Genomic DNA, 23,908 nt, shown 5'->3' with positions numbered 1-23,908 from the left:
TTTTTCCGTTGTCGGGAATTCACTCTCCAGCAGTCCGCCGATATGTCAGGCGCTTGCCGGTGATACCTTTGAGCGCCAGATTAGCGCGGTCCGTATCGCTGTAGCCCAGCGAAGTGCGGGTGTTGTAGCGGAAGCTGAATTCCTCGCTGTAGCGTTGCAGGTGCTTCGGGGCAACGTGGTGGAACGTGCCGATCAGGCCGCGCTTGAAAACCGAGAAGAAACCTTCCACCGTGTTCGTGTGAGCGATGCCTCGCACGTACTCAGCCTTGGAGTGATTCACTTGCTCATAGGCCTTGAAACCGTTTTCACGCTTGAGAAGGTTGTAGCGCGGGCTGCTATCCGTCATGACGTGCGTATCAGGGTGGATCTGAGACTCAAGAACCAACTTGAGGTTTTGGCCGGATACGCTGGGGACATGGAAGGTTCGGACATTGCCGCCGCGCTCGACTAGGGCAACAACCTTGTTGGAGTCCTTGAGAGCACCACCAGCACGACGAGCGCCGGACTTCTTGGCGTTTGCCTTGCTCCCAGCCTCAGAGCCCCAATAGGTTTCATCGGCTTCAACGATCTTGCCGGAACCACCGAGCGGTCCAGCCAATTCGGAAGTCATGGCCTCACGGATGCGGTGAGCCATGAACCAGGCAGTCTTATATGTAACGCCCAGCATGCGCTCCAGTTGCTTCGCGCTGATGCCCTTCTTGCTGGCGCACATCAGGTGGACGGCTTGGAGCCAGACGTTCAGGCCGATCTTGGAGCGCTCAAACACGGTGCCGACAGTCACGGTGAACTGCTCATAGCAGTCATTGCACTTGAACAGACCGGGACGGTAGGACTTGCCTTCCAGCTTCAACGGAGCACGGACAGAACCACAGTGCGGGCAGACTGGACCATTGGGCCAGCGCAGTGCTTCCAGGTGCTCACGCGCCTTGTCTGCGTCTTGGAATTGCGGCTGGTTCAGGATGGATTCGGCCATGGTTGTGCTCCGGTATGGGTAGCACTATGCGCCCTTTTTAAGGGTTTGTCAAGTATATAAGTCTCGATTAGAGATACTTTTAGTTTGCATAGTTCGGACCGGGCTATCCAGATGCCTCCTTTTTGAAAGGCCATCGGCACACTCCGCTGCATGTTCAACAACCCCAAGGGGTCTTACATGCAAGTGCTCATCCACCGCGATTCCAAAGCCTGGTCCCTCCAGGTCTGGGTTTCCTTCCTGCTGGCCGTTTTCCTCTGCGGCGTGGGCCTGGCCTGGCTGCCAGGCAAGGACCTGGACCGCGCCTTCATGGTCATGGGCTACTTCTTCTGCCTCTCGGCCGCCTTCGTGCTGGCCAAGTTCGTGCGCGACAACGAGAAGGCCGAAGCCGAAGGCAAGGCGGCCGACTCCCCCATGTTCAAGTTCGTGGTCTGGATCGGTTTCTTCCTGGCCATGGCGCTCACGGGCTGGGGCCTGCTGCGCATGGAGATCAGCGAGACCTACAAGGCCTTCCTGGGCGTGAGCTGGCTCTACCTGATCACCACCACCTTCACGCTGGCCAAGACCCTGCGTGACCGCCACGAAGCCGATCTGGCCGAAGCCCGCCTGGACGGCCGCCGCAGCGCGATGCGCGGCGAATGAATGACACCGCGACACAAGGAGTCATCATGAAACAACGTTTGGTATCCCTGACTTTGGCGGTGACCCTGGCCCTGGGCAGCGCAGTCAGCCTGCCGGCCCGCGCCCACACCGAGGCCTCGGCGCTCAGCACGCTCTCGGCCCTGCCCGTCGCCTCGGTGGTCGTGGTGGGCAGCGCAGCGGCTGCCGCCGTGGTGATGGTGCCCGTGGCGCTGTCCGCCGCCGGCGCGGTGCTGGTGGTGAAGACCATCGAGTCCACCGCACGCGGCACGGTGTATGTGCTGGAGCGCGCGTCCGACGGCGCGGTGGCCAGCATCGAGATCGTGGGCAAGGGCCTGGCTGGTTCTGCAGTGGGCGTGGGCACGGTGCTCATGGTCAGTGTCATCGGTGCCGGTGTGGTGCTCTCGGTGGCGGGCGAGGCCATCGCCTTCATTCCCAATGCGCTGGGTCGCGCCCTGCTGCACAACGAGCGGGTGACCTTATGAAAGCCTTGCGCAAATTCATGGCACTGCTGGCCACCGCATTGCTGCTGACCGTGGCCCCAGCCCACGCCGGACGCAGCTGCGAAAACCGGCCGCTGCAGGCCATCACCGTGGAGCGCGGCCTGACACTGGCCGAGCGCACCCTGCAGGCGCTGGACGCCAGCGGCGCGCAGGTGGTGGTGCTGGCGCGCGCCGGGCAGGATTTGAGCAAGTACGGCCTGCGCTGGTCGCACCTGGGTTTTGCCTACAAGCAGCCCGATGGCAACGGCGGCCACGTGTGGCGCGTGCTGCACAAGCTCAACCACTGTGGCACGCAGGAGGCGGCGATCTACCGCCAGGGCTTGGGCGAGTTTTTTCTGGACGACCTCTGGCGCCTGGAGGCTGCCTGGGTGCTGCCCACGCCGGAAGTGCAGGCCAAGCTGCACGCGCTTCTGCAACACGAGCAACGCGCCATTGCGCTACACCACCGGCCCTACAACATCGTGAGCTACCCCTGGAGCCAGAAGTACCAGCAGAGCAACCAGTGGGCCATCGAGACGCTGGCGGCGGCCATGGAGCCCACGGTGTACTCACGTGAGCGTGCGCAGGCCTGGCTGCAGTTCAAGGGCTACCAGCCCACGACGCTGAAGATCGGGGCGCTGACGCGGCTGGGTGGGCGCCTGGGCGCCGCCAACGTGGCCTTCGACGATCACCCCGGCGAGAAGCGCTACAGCGACCGCATCGAGACGGTGACGGTGGATTCGGTCTTCGTCTGGTTGCAGCGCGCCCAGCTGGGCGGCTCGCCGGTGGTGCTGCGCTACTGAGCGGCGGTGTCTGAGGCATCGGGGCGGTATTTCGTCACGCTGGCAGCCTGTGACTGCCGCCCCGGCTCCTCCACTGGCTGCGACTGGCCTAAGATAGGGTCAGTAGTATCGATGCCCGAACGGACCCGCCATGCAGATTGTGATCGTCGACGATGTGGAAGCCAATCTGCTCCTGCTCAAGCATTTCATCACGCAGTTGGGCGAGGCGCACGAGGTCGCAGCGTTCACCGATCCGCAGCAGGCCCTGGCGCATTGCCAGGGCACCGTGCCCGACCTGGTGATCGTGGACTACATGATGCCGGAGCTCAATGGCGTCGATTTCATCCAGCGTTTTCGCGCTGCGCCGGGGCGCGCCGATATTCCGGTGCTGATGGTGACGGCCAATGACGAGCTGACGGTGCGTTACAGCGCGCTCGAAGCCGGGGCCAACGATTTCCTGACCAAGCCGCTGGACAAGATCGAATTCAGGGCGCGCATGCGCAACATGCTGGCGCTGCGCGCCAACCAGAAGCGGCTGGAGGACCGGGCCAGCTGGCTGGCCGAGGAGGTGCTCAAGGCGACGGACGAGATCGTGCGGCGCGAGCGTGAGACCATCCTGCGCCTGTCCAAGGCGGCCGAGTTCCGCGACCCCGAGACCGGCGCGCATATCCAGCGCATGGCGCACTACTCCTGGCTGATCGCCGTGCGGCTGGGCTTGCCGCCGGAGCACCAGAGGCTCATCCTGGAAGCGGCCCCCATGCACGATGTGGGCAAGGTCGGCATTCCTGACCACATCCTGCTCAAGCCGGGCCGGCTCGACCCGGCCGAGTTCGACATCATGAAACAGCATCCGATCATCGGGCACAAGATCCTGGCGGACAGCGGCTCGCCGCTGCTGCAGATGGCGGCCGTGATCGCCCTGAGCCACCACGAGAAGTTCGACGGCAGCGGCTACCCCCATGGGCTGGCCGGTGAAGCGATCCCGCTGGTGGGGCGCATCGTGGCGGTGGCCGACGTGTTTGATGCGCTGACTTCGGCGCGCCCCTACAAGCTGGCCTGGGACGTGGACACCGCAGTGGAGTTGATGCGCTCGCAGCGCGGCATCCATTTCGATCCGCAGTGCGTGGACGCTTTCCTGGAGCGTTTCGACGAGGTGCTGGCCGTGCGCCAGCGCTTTGCCGACGAGGCCTGAGAGGCTGAGAGTCTTCAGGCCGTCTGGCCCAGGAACCGGGTCAGCGCCTGGTCCAGCGCTTTCAGTTCGGTTTCCAGCTGCGCCACCAGGGCCGCCGCCTGGTCCACGGTGCCCTTGGCGCCCAGCAGCTCGATCTGGCGGCTCAGCGTCTCGACCGGTGCCGCGCCGAAATGCCCCACGATCCCGCGCAGGGTGTGGGCACTGCGCTGGAGCAGCGGCGCATCGGCTTGCGCCACAGCCGCGTGCAGGTTCTGAACCTGGACGGGCCAGTTGCCGCGGAAGGAGTCACCAATGATGCGGACCACCATGGCGTCGGCGCTTGCGATGGCCGCGGCGTAATCGAAGGCCCGGCCCGCGGCCGGCTTCGCCGCGGCGGTCACCAGGGGTGCCGGCGCCGTCGGCGGTACGGCGCTCAAGGCGCCCGGCACGGTGGCGGGGCTGTAGCCGGCGTCCTGCCAGCGCAGTGCGGCCCTCAGCTCGTCGAGCTTGATCGGCTTGGCCAGGTATTCGTCCATGCCGGCGGCCAGGCAACGCTCCCGGTCGCCGGTCATGGCGTTGGCCGTCATGGCCACGATGCGCACATGCTCGCGCGTGTTGCGCTCGTGGGCGCGGATGCGGCGGGTCGCCTCCAGGCCGTCCAGGACCGGCATCTGCATGTCCATCAGGATCAGGTCATAAGGGGTGTCGGACTGGGTTGCCATGCGCACGGCCTGGGCGCCGTCGGAGGCGACATCGACTTCATGGCCTTCGCGCTCCAGCAGGCTGAGGGCGAGCTTCTGGTTGATCTCGTTGTCCTCCACCAGCAGGACGCGCAGGCTGTCGAACGCGTCCGACGCTTCTTCTGCGTCGGAGAGGGACATGATGTCGCTGCTCGATTCGCTGTGGTCGATGTCGAAGGCGGCCGTGAAGAAAAAGGTGCTGCCCTGTCCCGGGGTGCTGTGCACGCCGATCTCGCCGCCCATGGCGCGGACCAGCTTCGCGCAGATGGCCAGGCCCAGGCCCGTGCCGCCGAAGTGGCGCGTGATGGACGTATCGGCCTGGGTGAAGGGGGCGAAGATCACCTTCTGCTTCTCGGGCACGATGCCGACGCCCTGGTCCTGCACCTCGAAGCGCAGCACGGCCTGCCCCCGCTGATCGGGCTGGCGCAGCACGCGCACCTGCACCACGCCCTGCTTGCTGAACTTGATGGCGTTGCCGATCAGGTTGATGAGGATCTGGCGCAGACGGCCCGCGTCGCCGATCAGGTGGGGCGGCACGGTGGCCTGCGGTTCGTAGGCCAGGCGCAGGCCCTTGAGGCGGGCCTGGGTGTCCAGGCTGTTGAGTGTGCCGCGCACCAGCGAGTGCGGCCGGAAGGGGCGCAGGTCCAGCGTGAGCTGGCCAGCCTCGATCTTGGAGAAGTCCAGGATGTCGTTGATGATGGCCAGCAGGCTGTCGGCCGACTTCTTGACCAGATTGAGGTATTCGCGCTGCGGCGCGCTGAGCTCGGTCTCGAGCGTCAGCGTCGTCATGCCGATGATGCCGTTCATGGGGGTGCGGATCTCGTGGCTCATCACGGCCAGGAACTCGCTCTTGGCGCGGTTGGCTGCCTCGGCCGCCTGCATGGCATCTTGCAGCGCTTGCCGGCTGCCCTCGCGCTCCTGGATGATTTGCAGCACCACCCGCGACAGGGCGGCGATGTCCATGCTCTGGGATTCGGGGGAGGGCGCGTCGGGCAGCAGGTTGGAGAGGACGCGGCGCAGCGCCGCCAGGGCCTGCTCACGCTGCCTGAGCTCCAGGCGCAGGCTGCCCGAGACGCGGTGCAGGGCTTCGAAGGTGGGGCGGAATTCCACGGGCACGGCCAGCACCATCTCGCCGGCCAGTTTCTCGAATTGCGGGTCGCTGGCGGAGAGCACCGTGTCCATGCGCTGGAAGGAAGAGAGCCAGCGGCGCAGCGAATACCAGATCAGGAGCAGGCCGCCCAGCAGGCTTGCGATGGACAGGCCGAGCGCGGCCAGCAGCAGGTTCCAGAGATGCAGGGCCACCACGCCCACCGCAAATTCCAGCCGCAGCACACCGTAGTCATGTCCGCCCACCGAGATGGTGCGGTTGATGTCGTACAGCTTCGAGCCCACCTGCTCGCGCAGCCAGGCCGGCACGTAGCCTTCCGGGCCTGAGTGATTCTGGCTTTTCACGACACCGCCGCGCAGGTCGATGAAGGCGGCCGAGGAGAACTGGGACTGGAGGATGCCGCGGTCGAGTGTGCGCTGGATGGTGTCGTAGTCGCCGATGACCGCGCTGTCGGTGATGGTCTGTGCGGTCGCTTCCACCATCATGGTGGCGGACTGCTGGACGCCTTCGATCTCCTGGGTGAACTGGTAATGCAGGAACAGCCAGGTACCCGCGCCGACAAATAGCAGCATGGTGACCGCGTACAGCGCAAAGACCCGCTGGACCAGCGAGTTGGGCAGCAGGTTGATCAGCGGCGTGGGCATGCTCAGCGCAGCGAGGGCGGTGCCGACTGGTAGAACTTGCGATAGGAATCGTAGTCGGCCGCGCTGGCGGGAATGAAGTAGGCGTCGACCGGCAGCCCCACCTTTTGCGAGGTCTGGTGCAGGATGTCGCGGCCCCTGGGGTCCTTGTGCATGTTCAGGAAGGCCTGCGCCACGGCCTGGGCGTCCTTCTCCGGCACCTTGCCCGAGACCATGAGCGCCAGGTCGTGGAAGGTCTCGGAGGACCACAGCACGCGGAACTTGCGGTTCTCCCGCTTGGCATAACCTTCGATCAGCTGCGAGTTGCCGCCGACCGCCTTGACCTTGCCGGCGAAGAGCTGGGCCAGCGCGCCGTTCTGGTTGCCGCCAAACACGACCTTGATGTCGATGCCGCGGTTGAGCAACTGTGCGTAAGGCACCTTGTAGCCGACGAAGGCCTCGGGGCCGGCGAAGGCGACCTCTTCACCCTTGAGTTGCGCCAGATCGGTGATGGGCGAATCGGCGGGCACCACGATCTGTCCGACGATGGCGGGCATCTGGCGCCGGCCGAAAACCTTCCAGCCGAGCTGCTCGCGTTCGGGGCTGAACAGGTGGTTCGTGAAGACGAACTCGACTTCCTGCGTCAGCACATAGGCCGTGGTGTCGGCCGAAGTGCGGCCGATCTTCAGGCTCAGCTTGACACCGCTTTTCTCGGAGACGTGCTGGATGATCGGGTTCCAGTAGGCCGCCGTCAGGTTGATGTCGAACTGGTTGACCGGCGAGAAACGGTAGCCGGCATTGGCAGGCTGGCCCCAGGCCGGTGTGAGTGTCAACAGGAAGGCGGCAAGCGCCATCAGGTGTTTTTTCATGGTCTAAGGTCTTTTTTGCAGGCGACGACGCATGGGCCAATGCGCTCAGTTCAAGCTTACTCCCGCCAGGGTGCGCACGCCAGAGCGCGGCACCGTCGTATCCCTCCAGGACGCTACGATTTCACGAATCCTTCATGATAGAACCCATGCCCCACGACGTCAGTCTCATCGCCACCATCGCCACCGGTTTCGGCCTGGCGATGATCCTGGGCCTGCTGGCCATCCAGCTCAGGATGCCGCCGCTGGTGGGCTACCTGCTGGCCGGTGTGGTGATCAGCCCGGCCACGCCGGGTTTCGTGGGCGATGTCGGCCTGGCCGGCCAGCTGGCCGAGATCGGCGTGATGCTGCTGATGTTCGGCGTGGGCCTGCATTTTTCCCTGCGCGAGCTGCTGGCGGTGCGGCGCATCGCGGTGCCGGGCGCCATCGTCCAGATCGCGGTGGCCGTGGTCCTGGGCATGGGCGTGGCCATGAGCTGGGGCTGGCACTGGGGCGGGGCGCTGATCTTCGGCCTGTGCCTGTCGGTGGCCAGCACGGTGGTGCTGCTGCGCGCGCTCGAAGCCAAGGGCCTGCTCGACAGCATCAACGGCCGCATCGCCGTGGGCTGGCTGGTGGTGGAAGACCTGGTCATGGTGCTGGTGCTCGTGCTGGTGCCGGCCCTGGCGGGTGTCAGGGGCGGGGCGGGCGCCGGCCGCTCGGCCGACGCCGGCGAGCTCTGGACCGCCATGGGCCTGACGCTGGCCAAGGTGGCGGCCTTCATCGCCGTGATGCTGGTGGTGGGGCGGCGCGTGTTCCCCAAGCTGTTGTGGTGGGTGGCGCGCACCGGTTCGCGCGAGCTGTTCACGCTGTGCGTGGTGGCGGCGGCCATCGGCGTGGCCTTTGGCGCGGCCCTGCTGTTCGACGTGTCCTTCGCGCTGGGCGCCTTCTTCGCCGGCATGATGATGCGCGAGTCCGAGTACAGCCACCGCGCGGCCGACGAGTCGCTGCCGCTGCGCGACGCCTTTGCCGTGCTGTTTTTCGTCTCGGTCGGCATGTTGTTCGACCCGGCCGTGCTCTGGCAGGAGCCGCTCAAGGTGCTGGCGGTGGTGGCCATCATCATGGTGGGCAAGACGCTGGCGGCCATCGGCCTGGTGCTCTTGTTCCGTTACCCGCTCAACACGGCGCTGACCATTGGCGCCAGCCTGGCGCAGATCGGCGAGTTCTCTTTCATCCTGGCCGGCATGGGTGTGGCGCTGAACCTGTTGCCGGCACAGGGGCAGAGCCTGGTGCTGGCCGGTGCGCTGATCTCCATTGCCGCGAACTCGGCTGTCTTTGCCGCCATCGGGCCGCTGCAGCAGTGGTTGCGCCAGCGCTCGGAGCGGGTGCGCCGTTTCGAGCAGCGCGACGACCCGCTGGCCGAACTGCCCATGTCCACCGATCCGAAGCAGTTGACGGGGCAGGTGGTGCTGGTGGGCTACGGCAGCGTGGGCCGGCGCATGGCGGCCGAGCTGCGGGAACAGCAGATCCCCTTTGTCGTGGCCGAGCAGAACCGCGAGATCGTGGAGACGCTGCGCAAGGAGGGCATTCCTGCGGTCAGCGGCGACGCCGCCGAGCCCGAGGTGCTGATCCAGGCGCACATCGCGCGCGCGGCCATGCTGGTCATCACGCCGCCCGACTCCATGCGCGCGCGTCGCATGGTGGAGACCGCCCGTGCGCTCAATCCCCAGGTCGAGGTGCTGTTGCGCACCCTGAGCGAGGACGAGGCCGTGCTTTTGCGCCAGGAAGGCCTGGGCACGGTCTTCCTGGGCAAGGAAGAGCTGTCGCGCAGCATGAGCACGCAGGTCCTGGACCGCATGCGTCCGCACCACGGCACGGTGAACCTGCGCAGCTGAGGCCGGGCCCGGGCTGCGGGTAAGATGAAATCCAACCATCCTGGAGGACCTGCACATGACCTCACCCCAGCCCCATTGGCGTTTCTTCCGTGCCGGCGGTTTTGACCAGGTCCGCCTGGACACCGCGGCCGAACTGCTCAACATCGGCGCCCTCGACCAGAAACTCTGGGTGGCCCTGTCCTGCCCCGTCAAGGGCATCGAGTTCGACGCCCGCACCTTGTCCTTTGTCGATGGTGATGGCGACGGCCAGGTGCGCGCTCCCGAACTGATCGCTGCGGTGCAGTGGGCTGCCGGGCGCCTGAAAGACACCAATGTGCTGGCGCAGAAACTCCCGGGTGTGCCGCTGGCGGCCATCCGTGACGAGGACGAAGAGGGCGCCGCCATCGCCACCGCCGCGCGCGAGCTGCTCGCCGACATCGGCAGCACTGACGGCCTGGTGACGGTCGCCGCCGCCAATGCCGCGCAGACCCGCCACGCCCAACGCGCGCTGGCCGCCTGGGAAGCGGCCGGCCAGGCCGCCCGCCCGCTGGGCGACGCCACCGCCGCGGCCCACGAGGCCCTGGTGGCCGTGGCCGAGAAGGTGGAAGACTGGTTCGTGCGCTGCCGTCTGGCGGCCTTCGATGCGCGTGCCGGTGCGGCCCTCAACGCGGCCGATGCGACGCTGGTCGCGCTGGGCAGCGTCACCTTGAAGACCGATACCGAGAGCATTGCCGCGCTGCCGCTGGCGCACGTGCAGGCCGGTGTGGCGCTGCCGCTGGGCACGGGGCTCAACCCGGCCTGGGCGGCCCGCATGGCCACCTTGCAGCAGGCCGCCGTCCAGCCGCTGCTGGGTGATCGCGCGCTGCTGACCGAGGCCGACTGGGCGGCGCTGAAAGACAAGCTCGCGCCCTATGCCGCCTGGCTGGCCGCCAAACCCGATGCGGCTGTCGAGGCCGATGCCGTGCGTCAGCTGGAGCGGTTGGCGCATTACGTGCGCGACCTGCTGTCACTCGCCAACAACTTCGTTGCCTTCCGCGATTTCTACACCCGCCAGGGCAAGGCCACTTTCCAGGTTGGCACGCTCTACCTGGACGGCCGCTCGGCCGAACTCTGCGTGGCGGTCAACGACGCGGCTCGCCATGCCACGCTGGCCACGCTCTCGCGCATGTGCCTGGTCTATTGCGACTGCACGCGCGGCGCCGAGAAGCTGAGCATCGCTGCGGCTTTCACCGCGGGCGATTCGGACCAGCTCATGGTGAGCCGCAACGGCGTGTTCTACGACCGCCTGGGCCGCGACTGGGACGCCACCATCACCAAGATCATCGACCACCCGATCAGCCTGCGCCAGGCCTTCTGGTCGCCCTACAAGCGGCTGGCGCGTTTCGTCGGCGAGCAGCTGCAGAAGATCGCCGCCAGCAAGGCCAAGGCCTCGGACGAGAAGCTCACCACCGCCGTGGTCGACGGCACCAAGAAGGTGGCCGCGGCCCCCGCCGCACCGGCAACGCCCCCGCCGCCTTTCGACGTGGGCAAGTTCGCCGGTATCTTTGCCGCCATCGGCCTGGCCGTGGGCGCCATCGGCACGGCGCTGGCCTCGGTGCTGGTGGGCCTGCTGGCGCTCAAATGGTGGCAGGTGCCATTCGCGCTGGCCGGGCTGATGCTGGCGATCTCGGGCCCCGCGGTCATCCTGGCCTGGTTCAAGCTGCGCAGCCGTAACCTGGGCCCCATCCTGGATGCCAATGGCTGGGCCATCAATGCGCGCGCCAAGATCAACATCCCCTTCGGTACCTCGCTCACGCAGGTGGCGCACCTGCCGCCCAATGCCGAGCGCGCGCTGACCGATCCCTACGCCGAGAAGAAAAAGCCCTGGGCCCTGTACTTTGGCATCGTGGCCGTGGTCTTGCTGGCGGCGTTTGCCTGGGTGCTAAGAGACCAATGGCGTTGAACAGGCCCTAGTCCTTGGGAGCCGGCTCGCTGCCGGCCTTGAGTTCCCGGGTGGCGGCCCGCAGGAAATCCAGCTGCCTGCCGTAGTTGCGGCAGCCCACGCACATGAAAAGGTGCAGGCGCAGCGGTAGTTGCTCGCCCAGGGCGAGCTTGCGGTCCTGGGCTTCGGACATGAGTTGCGTGGCTTGCTTGCAGTTCAGCATGTTTTTTCTCCTGCGGTGAACCAACCGCGTTCCAGACACAGGCGCAGGGCATTGCGTGCGCGGTGCAGGATGACGTTGCAGTTGCTCACCGTGATGCCCAGCTCCTGGCAGACCTCGGGCGTTTCGAAATCGAGGAACTCGCGCATCATGAAGACGCGCGCCGTGTTCTCGGGCAGGTGGTTGAGGCAGACTTCGAACACGCCCCAGAAGTGCTGCTGTCGCAGGGCGGCTTCGGGGCTGCCCCAGTCGCGCGGGCGCGAGGCCGGTGTCCAGTGCGCGTTCTCGCGGAACAGGGACTCGAAGGTCTGGTCCAGGCTTTCCTCGCCATCCGAGAAGGACGAGATGTTGCAACTGCGGCTCTGCTGGCGGATCACATCCACGATCTTGTTCTTGAGGATGCCGAAGACCCAGGTCTTGGCCTCGGAGCGGCCGGCGAACTGCCGGGCGTTGGCCAGCGCGGCCAGCAGGGCTTCCTGCACCGCGTCTTCGGCGGCCGCCGCGTCGCGCAGCTGCAGGCGGGCGAAGCGCAGCATGTCGGGGCGGATGGCGGCCAGGTGCTCGTTGGCGATGGGCTCGCGCGTGGTCTGGTCAGTGTCCATTCGATACCTTGGTCGCGCGGGGCGCGGGTTTCTTACAGGAACTCAGACGCCGCGCGCCCGCTCGGCGTGGAACTGCGCCACGAAGGCGCCGAACGTGCCCGCATCCAGCGCGGCGCGCACCTCGCGCATGAGGTTCAGGTAGTAGTGCAGGTTGTGCACCGTGGCCAACATGGGGCCCAGCATCTCGCCGCAGCGGTCCAGGTGGTGCAGGTAGGCGCGGCTGAAACCGTCGCGCCCGCCCTGCTGGTAGGGCACACCCGAGGTGCCGGCGCAGGCGTAGCAGCTGCAGGTCTCGTCCAGCGGGCGCTCGTCGCTCTTGTGGCGCGCGTTGCGGATCTTCAGGTCGCCAAAACGCGTGAACAGGTGGCCGTTGCGCGCATTGCGCGTGGGCATCACGCAGTCGAACATGTCGATGCCGTGCTGCACGCCGTAGATCAGGTCTTCCGGTGTGCCCACGCCCATCAGGTAATGCGGCTTGTGCGCCGGCAGCCGGGGGCCGACGTGGCGCATCAGGCGCTGCATGTCCTCCTTGGGCTCGCCCACGCTGACACCGCCCACCGCGATGCCGGGGAAGTCCAGCTCCTCCAGCCCGGCCAGGGATTCGTCGCGCAGGTTCTCGTACATGCCGCCCTGCACGATACCGAACAGCGCGTTGGGGTTCTCCAGCCGCTCGAACTCGGTTTTGCAGCGTTTGGCCCAGCGCATGCTGAGTTCCATGGACAGGCGCGCCTCGCGCTCGGTGGTCAGCTGGCCCTTGGTCTTGGGCTCCAGCGAGACATAGGGCGTGCACTCGTCGAACTGCATGACGATGTCGCTGTTGAGCACGGTCTGGATTTGCATCGAGACCTCGGGCGTGAGGAAAAGCTTGTCGCCGTTGACCGGCGAGGAGAAGCGCACGCCCTCTTCGGAGATCTTGCGCATCTCGCCCAGGCTCCAGACCTGGAAACCGCCCGAATCGGTGAGGATGGGCTTGCCCCAGTTCTCGAAGCGGTGCAGGCCGCCAAAGGTCTGTACCACGTCCAGGCCCGGACGCATCCAGAGGTGGAAGGTGTTGCCCAGGATGATCTGCGCGCCCATGTCTTCCAGGCTTTGGGGCATCACGCCCTTGACCGTGCCGTAGGTGCCCACGGGCATGAAGATGGGGGTTTCGACCACGCCGTGGTTGAGCGTGAGGCGGCCGCGGCGGGCGTGGCCGTCGGTCTTGAGCAGTTCGAATTTCAGCATGGTGTGGGGCCGATTTTAGGCGCCACACCTGTTCCCCGTTCACCCTGAGCTTGTCGAAGGGTTCTGCGCAGGCCAGGCTTCGACAGGCTCAGCCCGAACGGCCGGGCCCGTGCAGAGATCAGAAGCGGTTTTGCAGCGCCCGCTTCTTCCAGACTTCCCAGGGGCGGCCCAGGTGTTCGTCGTTCATGTCCGAAGTGGCCTGGGCTTCTTCGGGCGTCAGGTAGTTGATCTCGCCCAGGCGCATGGCCTCGCTCTGCAGGCGGGCATTGCTCTCGGTGTAGATGGCGCGGAACACCACCTGCTGGATGGAGAAGCCCACCACCACATTGCCGTGCCCGCGCAGCAGGGCCACGGCTTGCTGCCCCAGGCTGGCCGCCAGGGCTTTGCCCAGCGCCTGGTTGCGGATCAGCAGGTCGCTGCTCTCGCCGGCCGTGTGCCGGATCTCGAACACCGGCACCTGCGCGCCGAGAAAGCCGCTCATGTGGCAGATGGGCCGCAGGCGCGCGCCCGTGACGCCAAAGGGGATGACCGCCGGCGAGTGGCTGTGGATGACGGCCATCACGTCGGGGCGGCAACGGTAGATCTCGCTGTGGATGAAGCGCTCCACATAGGTCTTGCGGCCGCGCTCGTCGTGCACGTTGCCGTCCAGGTCACAGGCCACGATGTCGTCGGCCGTCACCAGGCCCGGCGCCATGCTGCGTGCGATCAGGAAGCGGTCGGGATTTTTGTCATGGCGCACGCTGATGTGGCCGAAGCCGTCGAGCACGCCCTCGTTGACGAGGATGTGGTTGGCGATGACGAGGTCGTCGATCAGCGCGGGGTTGGCTGTGGGGTTCATGTCGGGTCTCCTGGGCAGTCAGTGTTTTCCTGACTTGCATTGATGATAAGTATGATTATCGTCATAAGATCGATTTCGACAACATAAGGAGACCGCCATGAACTTTCTGCATCGCATGTCCGCTGGCCTGGTGCTGGGAGCGCTGGGCTTCTCGCAAGCCCTGGCGCAGGGCTTCCCGCAACGCCCCATCCAGCTCATCGTGCCCGTCTCGGCCGGTGGCGGCACCGACGTGATGGCCCGCGCGGTCGGCCAGAAGGTAGGTGAGCTGCTGGGCCAGCCCGTGGTGGTGGAGAACAAGACGGGCGCCGGCGGCAACATCGGCACCGAGTACGTGGCCAAGGCCAAGGCCGACGGCTACACCCTGCTGTTCTCGCCCAGCACCATCGCCACCAATGTGGCGGTCTACCGCAAGCTGCCCTACGACCTGCTCAAGGATTTCCAGACCGTGGCCCTGGTCGGTCAGACCGACGTGGCCCTGGTGGTGCACGCCTCGGTCAAGGCGGCGAACGTGAAAGAGTTCGTCGAGCTGGCACGCAGCAAGGCCGGCGCGCTCAACTACGGCTCGGCCGGGACGGGCAGCTCGCAGCACCTCACGGCCGAGTACTTCAACCAGCTCGCCAACACCCGCTCCAACCACATCCCCTACAAGGGCCAGTCACAGGCCATGAACGACCTGGTGGGCGGCCAGCTGGATTACATGTTCAGCCCGCTGCAGAACGCCCTGCCTTTCATCAAGCAGGGCCGTATCCGCGTGCTGGCCGTGGCCGCCAAGCAGCGCCACCGCGAACTGCCCCAGACGCCCACGCTGATCGAGTCCGGCTACCCCGGCGCCGAGGTCTCCAACTGGTTCGCGCTCTACGCCCCGGCTTCCACGCCGCCGGCCGTGGTCAAGAGCCTGCACGCTGCCTACACCAAGGTGCTCAAGCAGCCCGAGACCAAGGCCAAGCTCGAAGGCATGGGTTTCGACATCGTCTACGCCAGCCCGGACGAGGCCACCGACTTCATGCGCTCCGAGCTGGTGCGCTGGTCGCGCGTGGCCGCGCATGCGGGCATCAAGGCTGAATAAGCGGCAGCGGCCTGCGGCCGCATCCAGGCCTGGCCCGGTACGCCGGGCTTTTCTTTGTGCTCGCCGTTTGCCCTGGGCCTGGCGAAGGGCCAGGCCCGAAGGGATAATTTCGTGATTCACCCCGAGGAAACCCATGAACCGCGTTGAGAAACACGCCAGCTTTGGCGGCCGCCAGGAAGTCTGGAAACATCAGTCCCAAGTGCTGGGCTGCGACATGAAGTTCGGCATCTACCTGCCGCCCGCTGCTGTCGAGGGCCAGCGCTGCCCCGTGCTCTACTGGCTGGCCGGCCTGACCTGCAACGAACAGACCTTCATCACCAAGGCCGGCGCGCAGGAACACGCCGCGCGCCACGGCTTCATCCTCGTCGCCCCCGACACCAGTCCACGCGGCCCCGGCGTGCCCAATGAAGACAGCTACGACCTGGGCGAAGGCGCGGGCTTTTATGTGAACGCCACCCAGGCCCCCTGGTCCCAGCACTACCGCATGCAGGATTACGTGGCGCAGGAGCTGCCCGCACTGATCGAGCAGAACTTCCCCGCCACCGATGCGCGCGGCATCTTCGGCCACAGCATGGGCGGCCACGGCGCGCTCGTCACCGCCCTTCGCAACCCCGGCCGTTACCGCAGCGTCTCGGCCTTCGCCCCCGTGGTCGCCCCCAGCCAGGTGCCCTGGGGCCAGAAGGCCTTCACGGCCTATCTGGGCGCGGACGCTTCAGCGTGGAAGGAATGGGATGCGGTGGAACTGGTCGCCACCGCGCAGGAACGTCTGCCTATCCTGGTGGACCAGGGCGAGACCGATGAGTTTTTGCGCAAGCAGCTACGGCCGGAGCTGCTGGAGGCTGCCTGCACTGCCGCGGGCCATCCGCTCACGCTGCGCCGCCATGCGGGTTATGACCACAGCTATTACTTCATTGCGAGCTTCATGGCGGACCATTTTGCGCATCATGCGCAGGGCCTTAAAGGCTAGTAGTGATTGGTAGGCTAATGGCCACCGAAACTGAAGCGTTGCTTAGTGATGGAACGCTGGTTTTCGATCAAACTAAGCTTGCCAAAGCGCTTGGTTTAGAGCCCTTGGCAAAATAATCACTGGACACTTTCCATGATCCCACGCGCGACATCTAGAGATGCCTGATCTCGATCGGGCCATTGTGTGATCGGAATGCCATCCCTGGGGAGCGCTTGAAGCTCAGCAAAAGGAGTAACGGTCCAATCACAGGCTCTCAGTATCACGGGGATGACCCGTGCAGTGCCTTCTCGGTGTCTGCGAAGGGCGATCTCACCTTCAATTTCGTAGCAGTAGCGAGAAGCGAGGAAGTGAGGGCTTATGAAGAGCAGGATGACGTGAGAGCTTTCAATCCTCTTGTCAATCTGGGTTCGCCATTCGTCGCCCGCAGGAATCATGCGGTCATGCCACTTTACGATCTCGCCGATGCGTTCTCGCACTACGAGCTGAAGGCGAATAACATCCATCAGCGCTTCATCCTCATGTGCGTAAGAGAAGAAGATTTCGATTGGGCGCGCACTGAATCGTTGTATTCCGTAAGGGCTAGCGGCTGCGGTCGCCGAAGGTTTAGACGGATTCGATTGCGTTTCCCGTAGTCGAGCAGCGATAGACAGGCATTGACTGGCAGTTTTGTGGCCTATTCGGTACGACTCTGCGTAGCCAATAAGCTCTTCGATTACTTCCCCTGCCAACAAGTCCGGTGCACGATCTAAGAAGCTACGCATCCGATTGGCTTTGGAGCCGCTATGTCCTTCAAGGTACTGAGCATCGTCAATATCGACGCCAAAGTCCCGAAAGAATTCAGCAAACGTGCGATCACTGAAATTCAAGACATAGCCGCTACCCATCTCAAGGAAATCCTCAAGAACTTTCCTCTCCCGAAACTTCAAAGATGCCATTTCATTTTCTCCATCCCGCTAGGGCTGACAACGTTTGAAGAGAGCGGGGCTAAGCAGCATTTGCACCTGACGGAAACACTACGACTGATTCTAAGAGCCGTGCCCACTTAGGTGGATTCACTTTTTTGCGGGGCCGCGTGGTTGATTAGCTTCGACGGTACTTCAAACTGCCTCTGACCTTAGGCTGTAAAAAAAATTAGCGCTGATTTTTCAGCACCATCGCATCCCTATAACTAAAAACCGATTGTGCTGCGCGATCGCATGTCGGTACAGCCCCATGATGTGTTCGTAGCCCGCAAAGGTGCTGACGAGCACCATGAGGGGGGACTTTGGTAAATTGGATTTGGTGACCAGCAGGTCGGCCACCTGGAACTCAAAGCCCGGGGTGATGAAGATTTCGGTGTCACCAGCCGGATGCAGCCTTGCTGCTAACGCAGGCCCTTGAACCCCGCAGAAATTCAGCGCATCCTCTTCGATGAGCCACCTCTTTTCAGGCGTGTTGGGGCAAACGCACTGGTTCCCAGCCATCGCCACAGGTCTTCCGCGTCACGCTTCGGCCCGTCCACACGGATTTCGCGCGAACGCAGGGCCTGTTGGGGGGTCAGGTCGCCGGCCCATACCTCGGTCAGCGCACGCACGGAGGCATCCACCACCAGGGTCAATTCGCGCCCGGGGTCATCGCGGCACAGGTCGGCCACACGGCTTTCCACCACGAGCCACCATGCATCCTCGCGTATGCGTGCGTCCCGGAACTGGAAGTTGATCACCACGGGCTTCTCCGGGAACTCCTGGACGCGCGCGAATCGGCGGATGTCCCACATGAGCAGGCCGGCATCCAGTTCATCGTCGCGCAAGCGGCTGCCTATCCACTGCGCGCCCCAATGGCCCAGCGCCATCACAATCGGACGCAAATCCTCGCCGGCGGCCGTGAGGCTGTATTCCCAGACTTTGCCGACAGCAGTGCGGCGCACGATCCCGAATTCTTCCAGGCGCTGAAGCCGCTGCACCAGCAGGCTGGTGGACATGCGCGGCACGCCCCGGTGCAGGTCGTTGAAGCGCCTGCTTCCGCACAGCAGCTCGCGCACCACCAGCGGCGTCCATCGCTCGCACAAGACCTCCGCACCCCGTGCAACGGTACAGAACTGGCCGTAGCTGGCTTCCATCGCATCGCCTCCGAAAACTGGAAACACTTCAGATTCTGGACTGGTCACCGTGGCTTGTCACGCGCAAGCTGGCCCTGCCCTACATCGCGTAGACCTTGAACCGGTACGCGCGGGTAGGGAGAAACCAGGCGGCTGACTGCATCGGTACATCGTGGCCGATGGGGCAGCCTGAGACTTCAACACACCCAAGGCGGATCACCATGACCATCAAGCTCGCGACACTGGACGGCGGCACCGTCGACCTGGCACCGGAGACCCTGCAGGCCTTCAAGACTGCATTCAAGGGACGGGTTCTGACGGCAGACGACCCGGAGTATGAGGAGTCCCGCACGATCTGGAACGCGATGATCGACCGGCGGCCCGGCCTGGTGGCGCGCTGCACCGGCACGGCCGATGTGGTGCAGGCCGTGCGTTTCGCACGACAACACGGTCTGCTCAGTTCTGTGCGCGGCGGTGGCCACAATATTGCCGGGCTTTCCGTCTGCGACGGCGGGCTCATGATCGACATGTCTTTCCTGCGTGCCGTCTGGGTCGATCCGGTGAACCGCAGGGCGCGCGCTCAAGCGGGTTGCACACTGGCTGACGTCGACCGCGAGACGCAACTGCACGGTCTCGCCGCCGTGCTGGGTTTTGTCTCGGCCACGGGGATCGCGGGCCTCACAGTGGGTGGTGGATTTGGCTACCTGACGCGCCGCCATGGCTGGACGTGCGACAACGTGGTGTCGATGGAAGTGGTCAGCGCAGACGGCACGGTGTTGCGTGCATCGGCCGACGAGAACCAAGACCTGTTCTGGGCCTTGCGGGGCGGCGGCGGCAATTTCGGCATCGTCACGTCCTTTGAATACCAGCTCTTTCCCGTCGGGCCCGAAATCCTCGGGGGTGCCATGGCCTGGACCGGCGACAAGGCCCAGGAGGTTCTCCAGGCCTATCGGGCATTCAGCGCTGCAGCACCACGGGAACTGACCAGTGTGGCCGTGCTCCGGATTGCGCCACCGGCACCCTGGCTGCCCAAGGAGGTGCATGGCAAGCCCATCGTGGCCATTTTCGTGTGTCATACCGGCAAGGTCGAAGAGGGTGAAGCCCTCATGAAGACGCTGCGTGCCATCGGGCAGCCCGTGGCCGACATCGTGACGCGTCGGCCCTATGCGCAAATGCAATCCTTGCTGGATGGCACGCAGCCCAAGGGTCGGCGTTATTACTGGAAGTCACACTACCTGGCCGGCATCGAGCAAAAAACCATAGACCTCGCCGTGGAACATGCGGGCCGAATTCAATCACCCCATTCAGCCATTCTTCTGTTCCAGATACAGGGGGCATTGGGCGAGTTGCCGGCCGGGCATTCTCCCGCTGGCAATCGCGACGCGGCCTATGTCTTGAACATTGCGGCATCCTGGGAGAAGCCAGGGGAGGATGACCTTCATATGCAGTGGGCCCGCGCCTGCTTTGAGGCCATGCGACCCTGTTCGACGGGAGGCACCTACATCAATTTCCTGACCGAAGAGGAGGGGGCGGACCGCATCGAAGCCGCGTATGGCAAGGCCAACCTGGACAAGCTCGCGGCACTGAAGCAGCAATACGACCCCGGCAATTTCTTCCGCCATACGAAGAGGGTTACGGCTTGATAAGCCAGCGAGGTCTGATGTCACCCAAAGGTAGCGCTTGATACGGTGCGCTTGGCTTCCCTGAGAGGACGACGGTAAATTGATGGGGTGACCAGCAGGTCGGCCACCTTGAACGCGAAGCCCGGGGTGATGAAGATCTCGGCGTCGCCGCAAGCCAGAAAGCAGCCCGGCTGCCGGGCCCGGGGCTATCCCCGCAGCCTATCTCGGCTTGGCGTTGTGCACCGCGAACCAGCTGCTGATGAGGGCGCCGATGATCACCACGATGGGGCCGGCGTTGTCGGCCAGGGCGCGGGCGCTGCCCGCGATCGAGTGGTCCGTGGACGCGGTGGGCAGGGGCACGTAGCCGCCCGCCGGGGCCATGTGGTCCGTGGGGTCGGCCAGGCCGGCGGTAGCCGGTGCCACCAGGGCCGCCAGCAGGGTGATCAGAAGCCCGGTCAGCCCCAGCCATTCGCCTTGCCGCAGTCGTGCCACGAACACCGTGCCCAGGTGCAGGGTCAGCAGCACCCCGATGGCGATGGCAGGCGCCAGCGCGAGGCGGGTCAGGTAACTGGTCACCAGCACATGCACGCCCCCGATGCCCGCGGCGAGCGCAACCAGCGCGTATTCGGCCGCCGCTCTTTTGAGCTTCGTTTGCGGCACCGAAGGTGGGGTGAACTCGGGGAGCTGGGAGGGGCGGAAGTCGGTGTTCAACACGGGGGTTTATCCATGCAGGTTGTCTTATGTATTCTACGGGCGCCTGCTGCAGGCCGTTCCTGGCCGCCAGCGGCGCATCCGTAACAGTTGTGACTACCGCAACCGCTCCAGCAGCATCGCATCCCCATAACTGAAGAAGCGGTAGCGCTCGCTGATCGCATGCCGGTACAGCCCCATGATGTGCTCGTAGCCCGCAAAGGCGCTGACCAGCATCATGAGCGTGGACTTGGGCAGATGGAAGTTGGTGACCAGCAGGTCAGCCACCTTGAACGCGAAGCCCGGGGTGATGAAGATTTCGGTGTCGCCGCTGGCCTGGCCCGTCCTGGCCCAGGATTCGAGGGTGCGGATGGTGGTGGTGCCCACGGCCACGATGCGGCCGCCGCGCGCTTTCGTTTCCGCAATGGCCTGCTGCGTGGCGGCGGGCACTTCGTACCACTCGCGGTGCATGCGGTGCTCGGCCAGGTTCTCGGTCTTCACGGGCGAGAAGGTGCCGGCGCCCACGTGCAGGGTGACGCTGGCACGCTGCACGCCGCGCGCTTCCAGTGCGGCCAGCAGACTTTCGTCGAAGTGCAGGGCGGCGGTGGGTGCGGCGGCGGCGCCGGGTTTGGCGGCGAAGACGGTCTGGTAACGCGCCACGTCTTCGGCGCTGTCGCCGTGTTCGATGTAGGGAGGAAGCGGCACGTGGCCGTGCTGCTCCATCAACTGGTGCGGCTCATCGCTGAAACGCAGGCGGAAGAGTTGCCCGTCTTCATCGGGCCAGCGGCCCAGCAGCTCTGCCGTGTAGCCCCCGGTCATCTGCAGCACCGTGCCCACGGCCGGTCTTTTGCTGACCTTCATGTGGGCCACCACCTCGTGGCCGGTCAGCACACGTTCGATCAGCAGCTCCAGCTTGCCGCCGGTGGGCTTCTCCCCAAAGAGGCGCGCTTTCACCACCTTGGTGTCGTTGAAGACCAGCAGGTCACCGGCCTGCAGCAGACCAGGCAGCTCTCGGAAGATACGGTCCACCGGTTGCGCGCCACGGCCGTCGAGCAGGCGCGAGGCGCTGCGTTCGGCTGTGGGGTGCTGGGCGATGAGTTCGGGCGGGAGCTCGAAGTCGAAATCGCTGAGGGTGTGGGCGCGTTGGGCGCCGGAGACGGTAGGCATGTGCTTGAGGGTTGCTATGCATCGCGGTCGCGATGCATTTCATGAAACACCCTTCGGGTTTCGCCGCAAGGCGGAGAAACCCATTCCAAGTGAAAGAGAAGGCAGAATTGTCCCATGCCCGCCAAGCGACCCGCTACCGCCGAGAAAAAAGCCCCCAGGGCCTCGGCCGCTGGCGTGCCGGCCAAGAGCCTGCCGCAGAAGGCGCTGGAAAAGCTCAACCTGCGGCGCGACATCGACCTGGCCCTGCACCTGCCCCTGCGCTACGAGGACGAGACGCGCATCACCAGGCTGGCCGACGCGCGCGAAGGCGACACGGCGCAGATCGAGGCCGAGGTCACGGCCTGTGAGGTGGCTTACCGCCCGCGCCGCCAGCTGCTGGTGACGGTGAACGACGGCAGCGACACCTGCGTGCTGCGCTTCTTCAATTTCTACCCCTCGCAACAGAAGGCCCTGGCCGTGGGCACGCGCATCCGCGCGCGGGGTGAACTGCGTGGCGGTTTCCTGGGCTGGACCATGATGCACCCGCACACCCGGGCCGCCAGTGGCGAACTGCCCACGGCGCTCACGCCCGTCTACCCCACGGTGGCCGCGCTGCCCCAGGCCTATCTGCGCAAGGCCGTGCTCAGCGGCCTGGCGCGCGCGGAGTTGTCCGACACCTTTGCGCCCGAGCTGGCGGCCGGGCTCAGGTTCAAGCCGCTGTGGGACCTGCGCCAGGCCTTGACCTTTTTGCACCACCCCACCCCCGATGTCTCGCTGGCCCAGCTGGAAGACCACACGCACCCCGCCTGGCTGCGCCTGAAGGCCGAGGAGTTGCTGGCCCAGCAGCTTTCGCAACTGCAGTCGCGGCGTGAGCGCGAGCACCTGCGCGCGCCCGAGCTGCACACCCGGGGCGCGGGTGCGCTGCACGAACGCCTGCTGGCCGCGCTGCCGTTCCAGCTGACCGCAGCGCAGCGCCGCGTGTGCACGGAGATTGCACAGGATCTGGCCTTGCACCAACCGATGCACCGCCTGCTGCAGGGCGACGTGGGCTCCGGCAAGACGGTGGTGGCCGCACTGGCCGCCACGATCTGCATGGATGCGGGCTGGCAGTGCGCGCTGATGGCGCCCACCGAGATCCTGGCCGACCAGCATTTCCGCAAGCTGGTGGGCTGGCTGGAGCCGCTGGGCGTGCGCGTGGCCTGGCTCACGGGCAGCCAGAAGAAAAAAGAGCGCACCGAGATGCTGGGCCTGATCGAGCGCGGTGAGGCCGGCCTGGTGGTGGGCACACACGCGGTGATCCAGGAGCAGGTGCAGTTCAAGAACCTGGCGCTGGCCATCATCGACGAGCAGCACCGCTTTGGCGTTGCGCAACGCCTGGCCCTGCGCAGCAAGACCAACGGCGAGGACCTGGAGCCACACATGTTGATGATGACGGCGACCCCGATACCGAGGACGCTGGCCATGAGTTATTACGCGGACCTCGACGTCTCCACCATCGACGAGCTGCCGCCGGGCCGCAGCCCCATCGTGACCAAGGTGGTGTCCGAGCAGCGGCGCGACGAGGTGATCCAGCGCATCCGCGGCCAGCTGGCGCAGGGGCGGCAGGTGTACTGGGTCTGCCCGCTGATCGAGGAGAGCGAGATGCTGGACCTGAGCAACGCGACCGAGACGCACGCGGAGCTCAGCGCAGCTCTGCCCGGCGTGCTGGTGGGCCTGCTGCATTCGCGCATGCCCGTGGCCGAGAAGAAGGCCGTGATGTCGCTCTTCACCAGCGGGCAGATGGGCGTGCTGGTCAGCACCACGGTGATCGAGGTGGGGGTGGATGTGCCCAATGCCACGCTGATGGTGATCGAGCATGCCGAGCGCTTCGGCCTGTCGCAGCTGCACCAGCTGCGTGGGCGGGTGGGGCGCGGGGCGGCGGCTTCGGCCTGCGTGCTGCTGTATTCCACCGGTGACGCACCACGCCTGGGTGAGACGGCGCGCGAGCGCCTGAAAGCCATGGCCGAGACGAGCGACGGCTTCGAGATCGCGCGGCGCGACCTGGACATCCGCGGGCCGGGCGAGTTCCTGGGCGCGCGCCAGTCCGGTGCAGCCCTGCTGCGTTTTGCCGACCTGGCGGAAGACAGCCACCTGCTGGCCTGGGCCCGCGATGCGGCGCCCGTGATGCTGGACCGGCACCCGGACCTGGCCGAACGGCACGTGATGCGCTGGCTGGGCAGCCGAACGGATTACCTGAAGGCGTAGGGCCTGTTCACACTGATTTCTCAAGTGCGAACGGGGTGCAAACGGCGCCAATCTAGGCGCGCG

Annotated in this window: 21 protein-coding genes and 1 pseudogene; 10 read left to right on the top strand and 12 right to left on the bottom strand. The window is 65.4% G+C overall.

Going from position 1 to position 23,908, the window contains the following annotated elements; translation table 11 throughout:
• Positions 1-19: 19 nt before the first annotated feature.
• Positions 20-973 (bottom strand): IS1595 family transposase, encoded by a 954-nt coding sequence (locus AO057_RS01965; protein ID WP_057674046.1) that lies wholly within the window; start codon positions 971-973, stop codon positions 20-22.
• A 177-nt stretch (positions 974-1,150) separates the two neighbouring features.
• Here AO057_RS01965 and AO057_RS01960 point away from each other — a divergent pair, with 177 nt between their 5' ends.
• The 4 genes from AO057_RS01960 (at position 1,151) to AO057_RS01945 (ending at position 4,065) form a co-directional block, all read left to right on the top strand.
• The gene (locus AO057_RS01960) at positions 1,151-1,612 is read left to right on the top strand and encodes a YiaA/YiaB family inner membrane protein (protein WP_057677137.1); all 462 of its coding nucleotides are present in this window, start codon (positions 1,151-1,153) and stop codon (positions 1,610-1,612) included.
• A 26-nt stretch (positions 1,613-1,638) separates the two neighbouring features.
• The gene (locus tag AO057_RS01955; RefSeq protein ID WP_057674045.1) at positions 1,639-2,094 is read left to right on the top strand and encodes a hypothetical protein; all 456 of its coding nucleotides are present in this window, start codon (positions 1,639-1,641) and stop codon (positions 2,092-2,094) included.
• Positions 2,091-2,894 (top strand): DUF2145 domain-containing protein, encoded by an 804-nt coding sequence (locus AO057_RS01950; protein WP_057674044.1) that lies wholly within the window; start codon positions 2,091-2,093, stop codon positions 2,892-2,894. Before AO057_RS01955 ends, AO057_RS01950 begins: the two co-directional genes overlap by 4 nt.
• Positions 2,895-3,024: 130 nt before the next feature.
• Positions 3,025-4,065 carry an HD-GYP domain-containing protein gene (locus tag AO057_RS01945; RefSeq protein ID WP_057674043.1) on the top strand — a complete coding sequence of 347 codons (1,041 nt, stop codon included), beginning with the start codon at positions 3,025-3,027 and terminating at the stop codon, positions 4,063-4,065.
• Between the two features lie 14 nt (positions 4,066-4,079).
• On the opposite strand, the gene AO057_RS01940 is transcribed toward AO057_RS01945, so the two are convergent.
• Together AO057_RS01940 and AO057_RS01935 are read right to left on the bottom strand one after the other, a co-directional pair.
• A complete protein-coding gene (locus tag AO057_RS01940) occupies positions 4,080-6,536 on the bottom strand; it encodes a hybrid sensor histidine kinase/response regulator (RefSeq protein WP_057674042.1) in 2,457 nt (818 codons plus the stop codon).
• Between the two features lie 2 nt (positions 6,537-6,538).
• Entirely contained in the window at positions 6,539-7,381 is an 843-nt protein-coding gene (locus tag AO057_RS01935; protein WP_057674041.1) for a phosphate/phosphite/phosphonate ABC transporter substrate-binding protein, read from the bottom strand.
• A 146-nt stretch (positions 7,382-7,527) separates the two neighbouring features.
• On the opposite strand from AO057_RS01935, the gene ybaL reads away from it, so the two are divergent.
• Positions 7,528-9,249, top strand: coding sequence for a cation:proton antiporter domain-containing protein (ybaL, locus tag AO057_RS01930; RefSeq protein ID WP_057674040.1), 1,722 nt, complete (start codon positions 7,528-7,530; stop codon positions 9,247-9,249).
• A 55-nt stretch (positions 9,250-9,304) separates the two neighbouring features.
• A complete protein-coding gene (locus AO057_RS01925) occupies positions 9,305-11,170 on the top strand; it encodes a hypothetical protein (protein WP_057674039.1) in 1,866 nt (621 codons plus the stop codon).
• Between the two features lie 7 nt (positions 11,171-11,177).
• On the opposite strand, the gene AO057_RS01920 is transcribed toward AO057_RS01925, so the two are convergent.
• The 4 genes from AO057_RS01920 to AO057_RS01905 form a co-directional block, all read right to left on the bottom strand.
• The gene (locus AO057_RS01920) at positions 11,178-11,372 is read right to left on the bottom strand and encodes a zf-HC2 domain-containing protein (RefSeq protein WP_057674038.1); all 195 of its coding nucleotides are present in this window, start codon (positions 11,370-11,372) and stop codon (positions 11,178-11,180) included.
• Positions 11,366-11,971, bottom strand: a complete 606-nt coding sequence (locus AO057_RS01915; protein ID WP_057674037.1) for a sigma-70 family RNA polymerase sigma factor — start codon at positions 11,969-11,971, stop codon at positions 11,366-11,368. The genes AO057_RS01920 and AO057_RS01915 overlap by 7 nt, the downstream gene beginning before the upstream one ends.
• A gap of 42 nt (positions 11,972-12,013) precedes the next feature.
• Positions 12,014-13,195, bottom strand: coding sequence for a tRNA guanosine(34) transglycosylase Tgt (gene tgt, locus AO057_RS01910; protein ID WP_057674036.1), 1,182 nt, complete (start codon positions 13,193-13,195; stop codon positions 12,014-12,016).
• Between the two features lie 118 nt (positions 13,196-13,313).
• On the bottom strand, positions 13,314-14,033 hold the full coding sequence (locus tag AO057_RS01905) for a class II aldolase/adducin family protein (RefSeq protein ID WP_057674035.1): 720 nt from the start codon (positions 14,031-14,033) through the stop codon (positions 13,314-13,316).
• A 97-nt stretch (positions 14,034-14,130) separates the two neighbouring features.
• On the opposite strand from AO057_RS01905, the gene AO057_RS01900 reads away from it, so the two are divergent.
• Together AO057_RS01900 and fghA are read left to right on the top strand one after the other, a co-directional pair.
• The gene (locus tag AO057_RS01900; protein ID WP_057674034.1) at positions 14,131-15,099 is read left to right on the top strand and encodes a Bug family tripartite tricarboxylate transporter substrate binding protein; all 969 of its coding nucleotides are present in this window, start codon (positions 14,131-14,133) and stop codon (positions 15,097-15,099) included.
• 133 nt (positions 15,100-15,232) lie between these two features.
• Complete coding sequence (gene fghA / locus AO057_RS01895) at positions 15,233-16,066, top strand: S-formylglutathione hydrolase (RefSeq protein ID WP_057674033.1); 834 nt, start codon at positions 15,233-15,235, stop codon at positions 16,064-16,066.
• Positions 16,067-16,182: 116 nt separating this feature from the next.
• Here fghA and AO057_RS17360 read toward each other — a convergent pair whose 3' ends face one another.
• The 3 genes and pseudogenes from AO057_RS17360 to AO057_RS01880 all read right to left on the bottom strand — a co-directional run bounded on the left by AO057_RS17360 (position 16,183) and on the right by AO057_RS01880 (position 18,164).
• Positions 16,183-17,001 carry a toll/interleukin-1 receptor domain-containing protein gene (locus tag AO057_RS17360; protein WP_082605371.1) on the bottom strand — a complete coding sequence of 273 codons (819 nt, stop codon included), beginning with the start codon at positions 16,999-17,001 and terminating at the stop codon, positions 16,183-16,185.
• A 196-nt stretch (positions 17,002-17,197) separates the two neighbouring features.
• A pseudogene (locus AO057_RS18175) lies at positions 17,198-17,412 on the bottom strand (S-adenosylmethionine:tRNA ribosyltransferase-isomerase); the annotation flags it as partial.
• Positions 17,413-17,459: 47 nt separating this feature from the next.
• Entirely contained in the window at positions 17,460-18,164 is a 705-nt protein-coding gene (locus AO057_RS01880) for a winged helix-turn-helix transcriptional regulator (protein WP_057674030.1), read from the bottom strand.
• 200 nt (positions 18,165-18,364) lie between these two features.
• Between AO057_RS01880 and AO057_RS01875 the strand changes: the two genes are divergently transcribed.
• Positions 18,365-19,786 (top strand): FAD-binding oxidoreductase, encoded by a 1,422-nt coding sequence (locus AO057_RS01875; protein ID WP_057674029.1) that lies wholly within the window; start codon positions 18,365-18,367, stop codon positions 19,784-19,786.
• Positions 19,787-19,984: 198 nt separating this feature from the next.
• Here the strand turns inward: AO057_RS01875 and AO057_RS01870 are convergent, their stop codons facing one another.
• Positions 19,985-20,479: a hypothetical protein gene (locus AO057_RS01870; protein ID WP_156404449.1), complete on the bottom strand. Its 495-nt coding sequence runs from the start codon at positions 20,477-20,479 to the stop codon at positions 19,985-19,987.
• Between the two features lie 93 nt (positions 20,480-20,572).
• On the bottom strand, positions 20,573-21,622 hold the full coding sequence (gene queA / locus AO057_RS01865) for a tRNA preQ1(34) S-adenosylmethionine ribosyltransferase-isomerase QueA (RefSeq protein WP_057674027.1): 1,050 nt from the start codon (positions 21,620-21,622) through the stop codon (positions 20,573-20,575).
• A gap of 114 nt (positions 21,623-21,736) precedes the next feature.
• Between queA and recG the strand changes: the two genes are divergently transcribed.
• Positions 21,737-23,845 carry an ATP-dependent DNA helicase RecG gene (gene recG, locus AO057_RS01860; RefSeq protein WP_057674026.1) on the top strand — a complete coding sequence of 703 codons (2,109 nt, stop codon included), beginning with the start codon at positions 21,737-21,739 and terminating at the stop codon, positions 23,843-23,845.
• Positions 23,846-23,908 lie beyond the last annotated feature (63 nt).

This window comes from Curvibacter sp. PAE-UM (assembly GCF_001432305.1).
GTDB lineage: Bacteria > Pseudomonadota > Gammaproteobacteria > Burkholderiales > Burkholderiaceae_C > Hylemonella.
This window is presented reverse-complemented; position numbering and strand designations above follow the sequence as displayed.